Genomic DNA, 16,246 nt, shown 5'->3' with positions numbered 1-16,246 from the left:
CATGGTCCCATAGAAAGTCGCTAAAATAGCGGCTTTTTTGTTTTATCGGCACAAATTCTTGCCCTCGAATCAGGACAAGAACTTGTACCGATTGCCGTAAAGGACAAAAACATGAGCCGATTCCCGATTAGATAAGAAATTTCATTAAGCTAACGGGCAGTTTACTTTAATAAGAACGAAACTAATTCAAGAAAATTATCGTTTATAATATGGGATTAATTTACAAACTAAATCATTCGGGAGGGCTTGTGTGGATGTCAAAAAAGCCAGTAGGAGCAGCTGCGGTTATTATGAATTCGGAAGGGCGAATTCTTCTAGTAAAACATAACTACGGAAAATACAATTGGGAACTACCTGGTGGGTTATCTGAGCAAAATGAGTCTGCAGAGAATACAGCAAAGAGGGAAGTGTTTGAAGAAACTGGTCTTGAAGTTACTGTAGAGCGCTTGACTGGCGTGTATTATGAACCCAATCACGATATGCATCACTTTGTTTTCACTTGTAAGGTGGTCGACAATCAACAACCACAGCCAGATGCGGAAGAAGTTACTGAATGTATTTTTTTCAATTTAGAGGATTTGCCTAGGCCGATTAGTGATTTTACTATTTCACGTATAAAGGATGCTTTTAATACAAGTAGTGATCATTTATTCCACATCATCGGACCTAGACAGTGGTTTGAATAATGTTTTTTACATAAATCATTAAACTAACGGGAAACGATAGCTCAATAAGAACAAGCAGCCGATCAACGTGGATCGGCTGCTTGTGTTCAGTTTATAAAGGAAAATGTACATACAATCCATAAACGGGATCAGAACTATAAACAAGGAGAATTGTTGGGCGACTGTCGAGGGACAAGAACATGGTCCCATTGAAAGTCGCTATTTTAGAGATTTTTTTATTTTATCGGTACAAGTTCTTGTCCCAAGCCAAGGATAAGAACTTGTACCGATTGCCGAAATGGACAAGAACATGTTCTCATCTACGATTAGGTATATATCTAATTAGTATTCTACTTAGCCGATTCTCACGATCAGCTACCGCTTTCTGTTGAGGTAACAAAGGGTAAGCTACATCTGTCAGATAACTAGGACTCATGCAACTGCCCGGACTCCTTGTGACGCCAATTTACGAATAACAAGGCCAATGCAATTAACGTGAGGATAATCCCAAGTACTCGAAATCCCTCGAAGCTGAAGTTATCTCCCATTACGCTGCTAATGAGTAATGAAGAGAGAATGGTTCCCAGGTATCTTGAGGTATTAAATATTCCAGATGCTACGCCTATAATTTCTTTTGGTGAACTTTTGAATAAGGCCGCTTGCATAGCGACACTGTTTAACCCGTTGCTAATACCGAATGCAGCTAAAGCCAGACACACACTGATAACCGGTGAAGTCTGATCCAGTGTCATGATCACGATCCATACGGACCCAAATGTCATCAACATTCCGGACATAAGCAATGCTGGCCCGGGTCCTGATTTATCGATCCATCGTCCTGCCATTGGAGAAGCAACGAGCGAGCACAAGCCTAAGCTTAGCATGAGCATCCCGGTATGGAACTCGCTGACATGACGTACGATTTGCAAGTAGGACGGAAGCCCGAAAAAGAGAGAGTAAAAAAGCAAGTTAACGACCATGAATTCGACATTGACCCAAGTCATTGCAGGATATTTAGCGAATGTGCGTAAAGGAATAAAGGGTGCCTTCGCTTTTAACTCATGTCGCACGAAAGCTCCCAGTCCAACGAAGCCAATCAGCCCGACAATAACGTTACTAAATGAAATTTGACCAGATGATTTTGCGGACAATACTCCAACGAGCAGAGCAACCAGACCCACGGTGAATAGCAGAACTCCTGGCGCATCAATCAAATCAGACCATCTGCGAAAGGACATGTTGCGAGCAACGGATGTCATAGACGGAACATCATTAGGAATATGCCTCCAAGCTAATAAAAAGCTTGTCACTACGAAGGGGATATTAACCAAAAAGATAGCAGGCCAGCCCCACCAGTGAATGATGACCCCGCCAATAAAGGGGCCAACCGCTGCCGCTCCGGATAGGAATATGGTCAAGACTGACAGTGCAGTTGCTTGTTTCTCCCTAATATGAATTCGCACAAGGGCCATTCCAACTGCAACCATCATGCTTGTTCCGATGGATTGTACAATGCGGAACACGATGAGCCAACCAAAGTTTGGCGATAGTGGAGCTAATAATGATGCAACGAAGGATACAACAAGCCCGCTAAGAAATATCCTCCTCCGACCGAATAAATCGCTGGCTTTTCCCATGATCGGTTGAGCGATAGCACTCGCAATGTAGAAAGAAAAAATGATCCAGGATACCACTGTAAAGTCGAGTTGGAACACATTTTGTAGCCTTGGAATAGCAACTGAAACCATTGAAGAATTCAAAGGGTTCAATAGAATCCCTAGTCCAACGGAGATCATCAACCACCTACTGCGAATACTCATTTCAATCCCCCACTCTGTATATTTGTGTCATCATCGTACTTGAAATCATTTATTTATTCCAACGCATTTTATGTTATGATTTCATTGACTCAAGGGAATGAGAGGAGGGTGTGAAATGGAACTTCTTCAACTGAAATATTTTCTCGAGGTAGCTCGTTTGGAACATATGACTGAAGCAGCACGAAGTCTGCATGTCACTCAATCGTCACTAAGCAAAACGATTGGGCGCTTGGAGGAGGATTTGGGGGTCCCGTTATTCGATCGAATAGGGAGGAAACTGCGATTGAATGAGTTTGGAAGCAGATTCTATCGCCGTGCTGAAAGGGCGTTGTTTGAATTGGAACAGGGGAAGCAGGAGATTAGCGATGTGTCCAGCCAAGAACATGGCACACTCGAATTGGCGGTGACCACCGCAAGCACATTGCCTCAGATCCTTCGAGAGTTTCGGAACAAGCGTCCCGATATCCAATTTCATGTGCAAATGCTCACCACGCAGGAAATGGTTACGCTTCTTCATAGAGGAGAGGTTGATTTTTGCTTGTCCTCACCTCCTATAAATGGGGAAGACATTGAATGTCAAATCATGTTCATCGACCCGATTCTTGTAGCTGTTCCCACAGGGCATCGGCTTGCTAACCGAAACAGCATATCTTTGACTGAGCTAAGGGATGAATGTTTTGTTGGTGTAAAAAGAGGCTACGGTACTCGTGATCTGGTGGATTCTATATGCATATCGGTTGGATTTGTACCTTCATATGTGTATGAGGGTGACGAACCTGCAAGGCTAAGTTCTCTAGTAGAAGCGGGAATTGGCATAGCCTTTATACCAAGTACGGCAAGGCATTCTGGGGAACATATCAAATATCTCAAAGTAGAGAATCATGAATTGGTACGGGAGATCGCTTTGTTATGGCACAGGAGTCGGTACATTTCGCGGGCTGCTCTCGAATTCCGTGAGGTAGTTGTGGAATATTTCGGGACGATATCCAAACAGACAAATTAATTATCCTTCATAAAAGCCAGAGAATGTTGGGCGACAAAAACATAGTCCCATTGAAAGTCGCTATTTTAGCGGCTTTTTTCTTTTTCGGTACAAGTTCTTGTCCAGTGCCAAGGATTAGAACTTGTACCGATTGCCTTAAAGGACAAAACAATAGGCCGATTTTCGATTAGATAAGCATCTGATTACTGCTGAGTTTCAGTGGGTTCGTTACCTCGCCGCGAGAATAAATAAATCGTTAAAATCCTAAAGAAAAGTAGAAATTGTATGGTGAAATGTCGTTTTTGATAGATGTATCAAGGATGATAATCCATTAAAGTGGTAGATATCATATGATGGTGAGTATTCACCGGAAATAGAGGAGGTTATCATTTGGATAATCATGATTTGGTACAACGACAACTATGGTTTGTGAATCAGAGACTCGGGATGTTTATTCACTTTAATAGTGCTACATTTCAGTTTGCTGAAACGGAAATTAAGGATTGGGAATACGGGCATGAGAATCATGATGAACCTCGCAGATTCCCATTTGATCCAAAACTCTGGAATCCTGAGCAGTTGGACTGTGCGCAATGGGCGAAAGCGGCTAGATCCGCGGGGATGAAATTCGCTGCACTGACAGCAAAGCATCATGAAGGATTCAGCTTGTGGCCTACCCGATATACGGAGCATTGCATCCGTAATGCAACCGACAAAAGGGATGTCGTCAAAGAATATCTTGATGCATTTAGGGAGAAAGGTATTAATGCGGGTCTTTATTTCTCTATGCTAGACTTGCATCATCAAATCGGTCGAAAAAAATGCACAGCGGAAGATAAGCGGTTCATTAAAAATCAAATCGAAGAATTGCTGACAAACTATGGCGAACTTCCGTTTTTGATCATTGACGGATGGAACGCCCATTGGGGAGGCCCTAATTATGAGGACCTTCCGTTTGAAGAAATTAATGAACTCGTGAAAAGTTTGCAGCCTCAGTGCTTATTGATGAATATTAGCTGTGAATCGACTTTGGATCATACAGATATCGTTTTTTATGAAAATGCTGCTGGGCAAGAAATTGAAGAATCCTTTGTAGGTCCTGGTGCGAGCTGCAATATCTTAACTGAAACGTGGTTTTGGAGAGCTTCGGATACGAAAATGGAACTCAAAACCACTGATTGGGTATTGGATAAAGTACAGGATGCGAACAACCATAACGTGTCATTTTTATTAAATGGAGCTCCAGATCAGCGCGGCTTGTTGGATGCGAATGTGTTAGAACGTTTTAAAGAAATCGGAAAACGATATCGTCATCCGGTGGAACTCCAAACTATTCCAGCAAACTGGCTGATTAGAAAATAACTTGATCATTATTAACGAAGCACACAGCTTAAAAAAGCGCTTGACCATTGAATGGTAGCAGCGCTTTTTTCAATTGGGAGGACGTTTATTCTTGTGTTAATCCACTCGAAATACCTGATAACGCTTCCGATACTCTCCAGGTGTAAACGAGGTTTGGCGTTTGAATAGGCGCGTAAAATAATTGTTGTCATGGAATCCGCATTGTTCACCGACTTGGATTAAAGGTAGTTCTGAATTCGCTAGGAGCTGTTTAGCACGTTCGATCTGGAGATGATGCCTGTATTGCAGAGGACTCATTCCCGAATACTGTTTCAGACAGCGCGCCAAATAATCGAAGTGGTAATGCAGGTCGTTCTCCATCTGTACGGAATCAAAAGGATCTTCTAAGCAATCCGCCAAATAGGAGGCAACTTTCTCCCCAAGAAAAAGGGATCGGGCCTGTGGGCAATGTCATTAAGATAAGCTCAAAGGCAAGATTGGAAATACGATGGATTCTGAAACGGCATGGGGAAGCGCCCTGTGCCGTTTGTTTTCTCATGGAGACAAGTGAAAATGCGTACAGCAAACTAAGCGGACGATATACCCGCTTTAAAAATGTTCATTGGGGCCGGTTTATGCTACTCTATAAACGAAGCTAACAGCTGATTTGTAGCGGATTTTGCGCGTATTCTGCTGTCCTGGGCGGATGGGTCGAATCGGCAAAATATTCTTACCTATCAGCGCTTCTACATTAGGCGGGGGTTCATCGTCCCGCGAGCGCAGGAAATGTCTACAAACGTGAACGGCAACCGTGAAGTTGACTTGGTATTGGTGCTGTTTATCTTTTCGGGAAATGATTACGTGCGAGGTAATCATTTCGGCGAAATTGTACATGATTAATCTTGCGAAAATCTCCTGAGCGATGGACTCTTGTCTTTTTGCGTGAAAACTCGTAAGACCTACGGTGTATTTTAATGCCCGGAATGAGGTTTCAATACCCCATCGCATGCTGTAAATGGACTTGATTTCGACGGGTGAGAACTCGTCTGCAGATAGATTGGTAATGACGGTTTCATAAGCGCCAGTAGGCAGGAGGAAACGAACAACCCGAAAGGAAATCGGGTAAAACAAGTTCTTCTGCAAATCCACAAATTCAAATGAGGAATGGGAAGGGACGAACTTGTACATTTCAGGATGAGCCTTGACCTCTTTGGTTTGTTTTTTGGTGAGTATCACTTGAGCGTCAAGATCAAATTCTCCGCTAGTGGGCAAACGCAAGCCTGAAAGAATACCATTGGAGTTCAAATCCTTTACGCGTATGACGTAGTTCCACCCTTTACGTTCAATATGCGCAAAATTGTTGTAGCTCTCATAGCCGCGATCGGCAATAACAATGACTTTTCCTTGGATGGGGGAGCGGTCCACCATATCGGCCAGTGCCCTGCCCTCATTCCACAACCTACGGGGCTGAACAATGGCATCCACGTAAAGTCTGTTGCACAAGTCATAGGCTGCGTTCAAATGCAGAAGGTTAAAGCCTTTCGTGTTCGGTTGACTTTGAAAATATGTATCCGTGTCGGCAGGGTTCGTTGCGATATGCAAATCCGAACCGTCAATGGCAAGCAATCGATATCCTCGGTAGTACTTGATATCCGTATACGATTGCGTAAATTTGTGAAATAAGGATTCCACAGCAGTTGGCAGGATTTTATTCCTCTGCTGGACAAAGGCAGACGTGGTCACGGTGTGTACGTTATAGCCCTGAGATTCCAAGAGTTCCTTATAAATGCTATTGCCGCCCATGGAGATCAGGAGCTGCATGACCGTTTCAAAGGGCAGCTTTTTCTTTCGGGTAAAATCCTTTTCAGGGTTTTTGACATAAGGTGCTGGATCGGCTGACATCTCTCGTATGAGGGATGTCAGTGTTTGTTTTAGCGCGTTCGCGTACTCATTCATTGGCAAAACCTCCTCGTTTTTCAAGGGGCTTCGCCACACATTTCTAACGACTTGTCAAGTCTTTTTATGCCATATACAAAAAAAAGAGCGTGGCTATCTTTTCGATAACCTGCTCTTTTCTTGATGTTTGGTCCTGAGCCTTAACTAAATGACATTGGGCCTGTGGGCTGCTTTTTTTCATGCTGCTTTGAATTTCAATGAGGAATCGGCCAAATAAAATTTGCAACTCGTAGGAGCGGTATGCTGAAAGGATGCTGTGTACTTTTATCATTTCCTTCAGAAGGGGGACGACCGTACGCAAATCTATCCCGGTAAATTTGGGGATGTCCACCATGCCTGGAGGAGCCTCGGTATCCTGGTCCGTCCTGTTCAGCAGAGGCTGCTGCCAATTGTTTTTATCGACTAGCATAGGCTTCGACAATAGCGGATATTCAAAATGAATCCAATACACCTCCGTATTTGTATCAGTTGGGCGATAGCCGCGATTCATTTTTCCAGGCTCAAGCACCAATACCATGCCTTTTTTGATTTCATATTGAATCCCGTTTTCCTCCATATAGAGTGTGCCACTGACGCAAATAATAATGTCAAAAACATCAAATTGACGCCTTGCCGGCGGCCATAAGGTATGGCCGACCGTGGCTAGCAGGGGGAATGGGGGAACTTTCAACTCAAGCACTAGCAATATCAATCACCTACAAAATTGGATGTAGAGATTGTACTATAATAAAGGCGCATTGTCAGCATCATCAAGGTCATCCATATAATAGTCAGTCATTGCACCAATTAAAGATTTTAATGAGGCAATTGGAAGCCTAATTATTGTATAAAGGAGACTATGATTATGAATCTTAACCGATTGATTGATATGAACAATTTGTATATCTAATAGCCCTCCCAATAAGTATAATTTACCAATTATGTGGAACTTACAATATTCTGTCATGTTGCTGTAATGGACATAAGTGTGATGCACGATATATAAGCTATCGGGAAACGAAAGTGCAATAACTAGGGAGCAGAACGCCGCGCGGCAGGCTGCTCCCTGTTTTCATAAATTCTCTGGGCACCCTATTCCCAAATTATATCTCTATCTTAGTAGCGAGCTAATCCGTTACGCTTTGCTTATAAAGGAACGCACACCATTGACGATTAAGGCGATGGAGAACACAATCACAGATATGATGCCTACTGTGTCAAATACAGGTTCCAAGCTTGGCAGTAATTCCGAAACTGGGACGTAAATTAGGCCGAAACCACCAATGACTCCGCCGAGATAGCTAAGAAACTTAGACATAGCGTCTTCACCTCCTCTATTAATAATACTTAGCTTATGCATGCAAGATCGGTAATGCGATAGACAAATAAATGTTTAATATTTTAGAACGCGATAGGAGCCCTACAATCTAAAACGAATAAATGGTTCACGAGAGTTATTGCTAACCGGCAGGAAGCCAATACAATGAGGTTGTGAACAACCGACAAGTGGGTGGAACCATGAGATCCTTTTCGATAAGCAAAAAATTATCGTTATGTTTGTCATTCTATGCATACTGCTGACAGGGGTGGGATTTTACTGGTATCGCATGACAACGCTGACGATAACGGTTTCCGCGAATATAACGATGTCAGGCTGCTAACGATGGCCGTGAAATTTTTCAGCCCAGGTACACAGCATTGGGGCGAAGACGCGACACAGGTTTTGTATGGATTGCGGATCGCGAGGGGCGGTTTGAGTCAGATTGTGTCGGAGGACAAGAACATGAGCCGATTACAGATTAGATAAGCATTTAACTGGGTTTCAAATTCATTAAGCTAACGGGCAGTATAGTTTGACAACTGTATGGGCAAAACAACAATTTCAAACTCTCCACTTAACCACCACTGTATAATTTGGTGGTATGTTTTTTATGCTAACTTTGTAGCATAAAAACGAACCCTGTAAGGAGGAGAAGAATAAATGTTCGTCACGATCAAAGGAGCAAAAGAAAATAATCTGAAATTTAAACCTACAGATTCCTAAATAAAAGCCAATTGCATTCACGGGACAGTTCGTCAGCGGGAAATAACGCTGGCGTTTGAACCAAGCAGCGGTTATAGTTTTAGCGCCATATCCAAAGAAAAGGAGGTGGATTCATTATGACATATAAAACCGCTCAAATAGCAGCATTAGTAGGAGTCCATCCCAATACCATACGGCTTTATGAAAAGCTGAAACTACTTCCTCCGGTACCAAGGACAGAAAGCAACTACCGAATCTTTAATGACAGACATCTTGAACAGCTTCGGCTGTTGCGTACTGCCTTCCGCGCGGAGATTATCAGTGACAGACTCAGGCAGGAAGTCTATGAAATCGTGAAGATTGCGGCAACAGATGATATTGAGGGCGCGTATCAAAGCACATTGAACTATTTAGAGCATTTGCGGATAGAAAAAGCCAGAGCTGAGGAAGCGATCAGCATCACGCTTAATATCATTGAGAAGAGCAAAAAGTCAGTAGAAACGATTGTGTTCATTGGCAGAGTTGAAGCTGCTAACGCTCTCGGCATCACAAAAGACGTTCTTCGGGATTGGGAGAGAAACGGCTTGATTGAGGTGCTGCGGAATACCAACGGATACAGAAGATACGGCTCAAAGGAAATGAACCGACTGAAAATCATCTGCATCCTTCGGAGTGCCCATTATTCCATGATGTCCATTCTGCGCATGCTGAATCGTCTGGATCGTGGAGAAGGGAATATACGGGAAGTTATTGATACGCCAGGTGAAGAGGAAGACATTGTTTATGCTACTGATCGGTATATTACGGCACTCGACATGGCAGAAGCAGATGCACTGGAAATGCTGAAAATACTTGATGCCATGAGGAATTAACTATTGTTATTATTGTCGGTCTTATAGTTGTTCAATATTTTTATTAATGGTTTTAATATTTGAGAAAGCCAATATTGTCGAGATTCAAGAACATGGTCCCATTGAAAGTCGCTATTTGAGCGGCTTTTTTATTTTATCGGTACAAGTTCTTGTCCCGAGCAAAGGACAAGAACCTGTACCGATTGCCGATATGGACAAGAACATGTTCCGATTACCGATTAGATAAGTATCTAACTATTAAGCGAAAACAGAATAGCCATAGTTGATACAGAAATTAATTCTCGAATGTGGGGAGAAGTATTTGTTTTGGGTTATGATAATAAGAAGACCTTTGGAATAATCACTTTGAATTATTCCTAATTATTTGCTGTTACTCGTTATCTGATAAAAACACATTTAAATTTTTTGAACTGGAACAAGTGAGAAATGAATTTATTCATATTGACCTTGACCTACAAACTACATATAAAGACACGTGTGTTTCTTCCCCCAAACATTGGGGGATTTTTTTATTGTTGTTAAGAAAACCAGAAGCATCAAGGTAAGTGCGATCAATATTCATCGAAATGGTGTGTCATCACAAAAAAAGAATACAGCCGATCACGCAGAAAGTGTAGCCCCACAAAAACGGAAGATTCACCCGTTCAAACTGCTGTGATAGCTTGGAAGGGAGCTGAAAAGCGAAGTGCAACATTACATACAGAAAGGAGACACACATGAATCGGCAGGCCTCTTTAAAAGCCCGTATATCTTCGCAAAAAGCAGTGAAACCAAAATCAACGTTATGGAAAGACCTCAAGCGTAACCGTTTTCTCTATCTGCTGCTGCTTCCAGTTGCAGCTTATCTGCTTTTATTCAAGTACGCTCCGATGGCGGGAGAGATCATTGCATTTAAGAATTACCGCTTGTCAGAAGGAATCTGGGGCAGTCCTTGGATCGGATTCGAACAGTTTGAAAAATTGTTTTCCAGCAAAGAATTTTATCTGGTTCTTAAAAACACACTGCTTCTCAATTTGTATCATCTGGTGTTTGCATTCCCGGTTCCGATTATCCTGGCCATTATGCTAAATGAGGTTCGGGTGGAGTGGTATAAGCGAACACTGCAAAACTTGCTCTATATTCCTCATTTTATTTCCTGGATTGTGCTGGGAAGCATCATTATTGCCCTGCTCTCTCCGTCAACCGGCTTTGTCAATTATGTACTGCAGGCGTTTGGCCTCGAACCGATCTATTTTCTTGCCGACAAGTTTTGGTGGCCGGTCACGTTTATCGGATCAGGAATTTGGAAGGAAGCCGGATTCGGAACCATTTTGTATCTGGCTGCGATGGCATCGGTTGATCCGACACTGTACGAAGCTGCTAAAATCGATGGGGCGAACAAGATCAGACAGATCTGGCACGTAACCCTTCCAGGCATTCGCAGCACGATTGCAATTTTATTGATTCTCCAAGTCGGGCGCATGATGGATGTCGGCTTTGAGCAGGTCTATGCTCTTCGGAACCCCACAGTTACAAGCGTAGCGGAAGTCATCAGCACGTTCGTGTACACCCGGGGAATTGTGAATCTGCAATACAGTTATACCACGGCTCTCGGGCTGTTTCAGTCACTGATTGCACTCATCTTAATCGTGTCGGTGAACCGGATTATTAAAGCATTGGGGGGGAGAGGCTTATGGTAACAGACACAAGATCGATAGCTAAGCCGCTCCGCCGTCCGTTCATTCGATCGAAACTGCTGCATGGGTTGAATTATCTCTTATTGGCTCTCTGTGCCTATACGACCTTATTCCCATTCATCAATATTATTGCGGTATCTTTCAGCAGCAGCCGGGCTATTAATGCAGCCGAAGTTTTTATGTGGCCGGTTGATTTTAACCTGAACGCATACATGAATCTGATCGAGGATGGACAGCTGTTTGTCGCGATGAAGAACACGTTTCTGATCACCATCGTTGGAACGGTATTGAATATGCTCTTTACCATCATTGCGGCATATCCTCTCTCTAAATCCCGCCTCAGAGGCAGAAATACAATGCTGATGCTCATTCTGTTCACCATGCTGTTCAGCGGAGGGCTGATTCCGAACTTCCTGCTGATCAACAGCCTGGGTCTGGTTAACAGTTACTGGGGGCTATGGTTCCCTGCCCTAATCAGCGCCTACAACATGTTTGTCATGAAGTCTTTTATGGAAGGGCTGCCGCAGGAGCTGGAAGAATCAGCCCAAATCGACGGTGCTGGAGAAGCCCGGATTTTATGGCAGATTGTCTTGCCGCTGTGTAAACCGGTCATCGCTGCCCTGACTCTCTTTTACGCCGTCGGATGGTGGAACTCCTATATGAATGTATTAATCTATATCCGGGATACGGATAAATTGTCGCTGATGGTTAAGCTGCATCAGATGATTTCCCTTCTGAGTCCCGAAATGCTCCGGAGCGGAGAAGGGGTTCAGCAGGTTGCCCTGACGCCGGAAGGCATACGCGCAGCGGCGGTTGTTATCGCCATTGTACCGATTTTGTGCGTGTATCCTTTTCTGCAGAGGCACTTCATTAAAGGGGTGCTGCTCGGCTCGGTGAAGGGGTAATGCGTTAATTAATGAATGCGCTTTATTTGCGCATTTGTTATACTAAATTCAAATCATTGGAGGTCATCGGTAAACATGAAACCAACACACAAGGGACGGCTTTTGCTTCTGATCATGCTGGCTGCGGCTATGATACTGAGCGCATGCTCGGGCGGAGACAAAGAAGCAAGGGTACGAATGCTGCTACTTCTCAGAATGGAGGCACGGGGGACAGCAAGAAAGTCAGCATCTCGATGTTTGACCGTGGACAGGTGTCCAGCGACGAAGGCACTTATGAAGATAACCGCTGGGTAAAATGGATTCGGGAACAGTCCGGCATTGATGTGACGATTGTTCCCGTACCGCGTAATGAATCCCAGAATACATTGAACGTGATGATTGCCTCCAACCAAGCTCCGGATCTGATCTGGGAATTCGACCGTGCCTATATCGGCAAGCTTGTCTCGCAGGGAGTCGTGCAGCCTGTTGATGAATATATCGAACAATATAGCACTTCATACAAGAAGTATTTGGAGGAGAACCCGGAATTGAAAGCTCATTTGACTTTCGATGACGGAAAAATGTATGCGGTCGCAACGAAGCGGCCCATTACCGCTGTTGCAAATCATGGCATCTGGATTCGTCAGGATTGGCTGGATGAGATCGGAATGGAAAAGCCTAAGACGGTCGATGAACTGATTCAGGTTGCCCAGGCATTCAAAGAGCGTTATCCGGACAGCACACCGATTGTCGGGCCCAATGCTGTGGATATTTATGGCGCTTTGAATGCGGCCATGAATTTTCAATGGTATCTGGAAGACGGCCAAATGAAGTACGGTGCAACGCTGGACCGTTATCGCGATGCGATTGCCTTGGAGAAAGAGCTGTTTGATCTCGGATTGGTGGATAAAGAATATTTCACTGACAGCAACAATCAGCGTGCGAATCAACTCTGGACTACAGGCAGAGCGGGAATCTGGATGTCTCAATGGAGTTCGGGCCAGGTTGAGCTGATGCTGAAGGACTTGCTGGCCAACGTGCCGGATGCCAATCCGGTTCCGCTGGAATCGGTAGAGACCGTCAACGGAAAGTTTGGTCTTTACCAAGAAGCGATCCCACATATTTTTGTGGCTTTTAATAAAGAAATGAAAGACCCTGAAGCTGCTGTGAAATACCTGGACTGGATTGTGGATGAAGGATGGTTCACGCTGATGAACGGAGAAGAAGGGGTTCATTATACTAAATCCGGAGATACCGTGAAGCGTCTGGATTCGGACAAATATAATAAAGAGGTTTTATATGCAAATGAGTATGCCGTTCTAAGACAAATCGACGTGAAGCCGGAGGATTTGATTAAGCAGGCTGCGGATGACGAGCTGTCACAGCGTCTAGCTTCGCTGAGCGCAGATGCTTTGGAAACGGCGTTAAAGAACGAGTTCCGCCGAGACATCCCGTATCAGCCGAATTTTGATGAGATTAATGAAATCCGGTCTACACTGGATACATTCATCCGCGAAACCCGGGCTACGACAGTAACGCAGGGAGAGAAATATACGGCTGACTGGGCGATCGAGGAAATTCGTAAAGAGTGGAACCGCCTGGGCGGACCAGAAGCCGAACAAGCAGCGCAGCAATGGTACGAGGACAATAAAGCCAACTTTTAAATGAATGACACACAGACAAGGTGGGGGAGACATGGGGCGAATTCATAATAAGCGGTTGATTAACGCGATTGTCATGCTGTCCGCTATGCTGCTCTTCCTTGTCTGTTCTTCTATTTTTATAACCTATATATTTTTTAACGGACAATTGAATCGGCAGTTGACCGCAACGAACATGGAGCTGCTCAAGCAGCAGGAGCATAAGCTGAACCTCGCTCTTCAAAACATCGATAAACAGGCCATACAGCTGCTGAGAAACGACGAAATCATCCGTTTTTTTGAATATGAGCTCAGTGAGCAGGTCATGAGGAACAACCGGTACCGGATCACGAACATGATCACGAATGTCATCAACAGCAATGACTATATTTTTTCCGTGGATTTCTATTCATACGTTCAGAACCGCCTCGTGTCCGGGAACATACTTACGGAACAGGATTTGCAGCAGGACTTTCAGTGGATCAACCAGTTTCGGCATTATGACGGTTATGCCAACTGGATGCCGACCCGTAAAATTCAGCTCAGCCGGTCTAATTATCCCATATTCCGCAATGTGACAACCCTGGTCCGTACCTACCCGCTGATTCATTCCCCAGCCGGAAGAAAGGGGGCTGTAGCGGTCAACGTAAAGGAAGATGTTTTGTTTGATCTGATTCGCAACTCTTCCGGAGATGATGTTGGTGAGACATTTGTAGTGGATCGGGAAGGCGTCGTAGTGCTGCATCATGATAAGAGCAAGCTGGGCAAAGATATCAGCGAGTTTCCGTATATCAGCAGTATGATGGAGGCAGCCGAGGATGAAGGCATGTTCTTCAGCAATGTAGAGGAGACGGAGTCATCCGTATTTTTTGTAAGAAGCAATTATTCCGGCTGGAGTATTCTGCGTGTCGTGCCGGATGTGCAGATGACACGCCCGCTTGAAAGCATCCGGAATGCTTTGATACTGTTGGCTCTGGTATTGTTTATCGCAGCTGCCATATCGGCGGCCGTGATCGGGAGATGGACCTACAAGCCAGTTAACCGCTTTATTCAATCGATGAGTCAGCATCTCAAGGTGACCACCTCCAAAAAGCCCTATCGCGATGAATTTCAATATTTAGAATCTACCGTGCAGGAAATACTCCTGGATCGGGAGCAGTTGCAAAAGGATTTGCACGAAAGCAGGCCGTATATCAAATGGAAGCTGATGACGGATCTGATCTCGGGAAACCGGAACAGTTTTGCTCCACTGCAGTCACTTATGACCCGCATTGGGGCAAGTCTCCACAGCGGACAATATATCGTCATGAGTGTTGAATTTGATAACCGTCAGGATATTCCGGGCCCGCGTGATCTGACACTGTACTGCTACGCTTTATGTAATGTGGCCGAGGAACTGATCAATGCAGAAAATCTGGGCCTCGCTGCGGAAACCGGAAGCGGGAAAGCCGTGATTCTAATGAGTTTTGAAGATTCTGAAGATGAGCAGAGAGTGATGATGCGGGCGGTGTCGGTAGCCGACTTGCTTAAGGATTTTGTTCAGGAGTATTTTGGCCGTACGGTCACCATTGGAATCGGAGAAGCGGTCCGTGAACTGAAGAATCTCCATCAATCCTATAAATCATCGGCAGAGGCTTTAAGATACAAGCTAGTGACCGGAGGCAATACTATCATCACCGCGGACGATATTTCAAGCGAGCCGTCTCCGAAGCTGTACCGGCTGGTAGCGATGACCGATCATATTCTCGCAGCCGTCAAGCTTCAGGATAATGACAAAATGCGTCATCAGGTAAGGCGTTGGTTTGAGCTGCTTGCGGAGCAGAGCGTTCCCCCGGAGTTAATCGTTCAGCTTGTCGTTCAGTGTATGATGAAGGCAGCCACAGCGGCCGCTGAGATCGGAGTAGATCAAAACCGCCTGTTTCCTGAGCAATCACTTTATGAAAGACTCAGCCTGTATGAACGCTTGGAGCAGCTGGAGGATTTCACCGCCGAGGCAATGAACAGCATTATCGAATTGATCCGGCAGAAGCGCAATGGCCGTGAACGCAGCGAAGTCATCGACAAGGTGCTTCTGTATTTGCAGGAGCATTACATGCGCAATGACCTGTCCTTGAACCTACTTGCCAGTGAGTTCGGCATCAGCGTATCTCATTTGAGCAAGCTGTTCAAAGAGCAGACGGAATGCAATTTTATTGATTACTTAATGGAACTCAGGATGAATAAGGCGAAGGAACTGCTGTCCGGCAGCGGTGAGAAAATAAGAAGGATTGCAGAAATGGTCGGATACTCCAATGTCAACAGTTTCGTGAGAATTTTCAAGAAAATCACGGGACGAACTCCGACTGAATACCGTGAACACTTTTCCGATCCGGACAGGATAAAAGATTCCGATAAGGAGTGACGGTACT

Annotated in this window: 13 protein-coding genes; 8 read left to right on the top strand and 5 right to left on the bottom strand. The window is 44.5% G+C overall.

What is annotated here, in order from left to right; all coding sequences use genetic code 11:
• Positions 1-254 precede the first annotated feature (254 nt).
• A complete protein-coding gene (locus AC3RCL_RS15270; RefSeq protein WP_375119813.1) occupies positions 255-686 on the top strand; it encodes an NUDIX hydrolase in 432 nt (143 codons plus the stop codon).
• Between the two features lie 404 nt (positions 687-1,090).
• On the opposite strand, the gene AC3RCL_RS15265 is transcribed toward AC3RCL_RS15270, so the two are convergent.
• Positions 1,091-2,485 (bottom strand): MFS transporter, encoded by a 1,395-nt coding sequence (locus AC3RCL_RS15265; RefSeq protein WP_492536148.1) that lies wholly within the window; start codon positions 2,483-2,485, stop codon positions 1,091-1,093.
• A 115-nt stretch (positions 2,486-2,600) separates the two neighbouring features.
• Between AC3RCL_RS15265 and AC3RCL_RS15260 the strand changes: the two genes are divergently transcribed.
• Positions 2,601-3,488, top strand: a complete 888-nt coding sequence (locus AC3RCL_RS15260; RefSeq protein ID WP_492536146.1) for a LysR family transcriptional regulator — start codon at positions 2,601-2,603, stop codon at positions 3,486-3,488.
• A gap of 369 nt (positions 3,489-3,857) precedes the next feature.
• Positions 3,858-4,829, top strand: coding sequence for an alpha-L-fucosidase (locus tag AC3RCL_RS15255; RefSeq protein ID WP_492536144.1), 972 nt, complete (start codon positions 3,858-3,860; stop codon positions 4,827-4,829).
• Between the two features lie 96 nt (positions 4,830-4,925).
• Here the strand turns inward: AC3RCL_RS15255 and AC3RCL_RS15250 are convergent, their stop codons facing one another.
• The 4 genes from AC3RCL_RS15250 to AC3RCL_RS15235 form a co-directional block, all read right to left on the bottom strand.
• Positions 4,926-5,189 (bottom strand): helix-turn-helix transcriptional regulator, encoded by a 264-nt coding sequence (locus AC3RCL_RS15250; RefSeq protein WP_492536367.1) that lies wholly within the window; start codon positions 5,187-5,189, stop codon positions 4,926-4,928.
• A gap of 252 nt (positions 5,190-5,441) precedes the next feature.
• Positions 5,442-6,764: an IS4 family transposase gene (locus tag AC3RCL_RS15245; RefSeq protein WP_492531316.1), complete on the bottom strand. Its 1,323-nt coding sequence runs from the start codon at positions 6,762-6,764 to the stop codon at positions 5,442-5,444.
• Between the two features lie 64 nt (positions 6,765-6,828).
• Positions 6,829-7,443 carry an AraC family ligand binding domain-containing protein gene (locus AC3RCL_RS15240; RefSeq protein WP_492536142.1) on the bottom strand — a complete coding sequence of 205 codons (615 nt, stop codon included), beginning with the start codon at positions 7,441-7,443 and terminating at the stop codon, positions 6,829-6,831.
• Between the two features lie 435 nt (positions 7,444-7,878).
• Complete coding sequence (locus AC3RCL_RS15235) at positions 7,879-8,061, bottom strand: hypothetical protein (protein ID WP_492536140.1); 183 nt, start codon at positions 8,059-8,061, stop codon at positions 7,879-7,881.
• A gap of 842 nt (positions 8,062-8,903) precedes the next feature.
• Between AC3RCL_RS15235 and AC3RCL_RS15230 the strand changes: the two genes are divergently transcribed.
• From AC3RCL_RS15230 to AC3RCL_RS15210, 5 genes are all read left to right on the top strand, one after another.
• Positions 8,904-9,638, top strand: a complete 735-nt coding sequence (locus AC3RCL_RS15230; protein ID WP_492536139.1) for a MerR family transcriptional regulator — start codon at positions 8,904-8,906, stop codon at positions 9,636-9,638.
• A gap of 716 nt (positions 9,639-10,354) precedes the next feature.
• A complete protein-coding gene (locus AC3RCL_RS15225) occupies positions 10,355-11,317 on the top strand; it encodes an ABC transporter permease (protein WP_492536137.1) in 963 nt (320 codons plus the stop codon).
• Entirely contained in the window at positions 11,311-12,219 is a 909-nt protein-coding gene (locus AC3RCL_RS15220) for a carbohydrate ABC transporter permease (protein WP_492536135.1), read from the top strand. Before AC3RCL_RS15225 ends, AC3RCL_RS15220 begins: the two co-directional genes overlap by 7 nt.
• 11 nt (positions 12,220-12,230) lie before the next feature.
• Complete coding sequence (locus AC3RCL_RS15215; RefSeq protein WP_492536134.1) at positions 12,231-13,862, top strand: extracellular solute-binding protein; 1,632 nt, start codon at positions 12,231-12,233, stop codon at positions 13,860-13,862.
• Between the two features lie 31 nt (positions 13,863-13,893).
• Entirely contained in the window at positions 13,894-16,239 is a 2,346-nt protein-coding gene (locus tag AC3RCL_RS15210) for a helix-turn-helix domain-containing protein (protein WP_492536132.1), read from the top strand.
• The last annotated feature ends 7 nt before the right edge of the window (positions 16,240-16,246 follow it).

The sequence above is a fragment of the Paenibacillus sp. MT86 genome (genome assembly GCF_058792535.1).
Note: the sequence above shows the minus strand (reverse complement) of the source record. Positions and strands in the feature narration are given on the sequence as shown.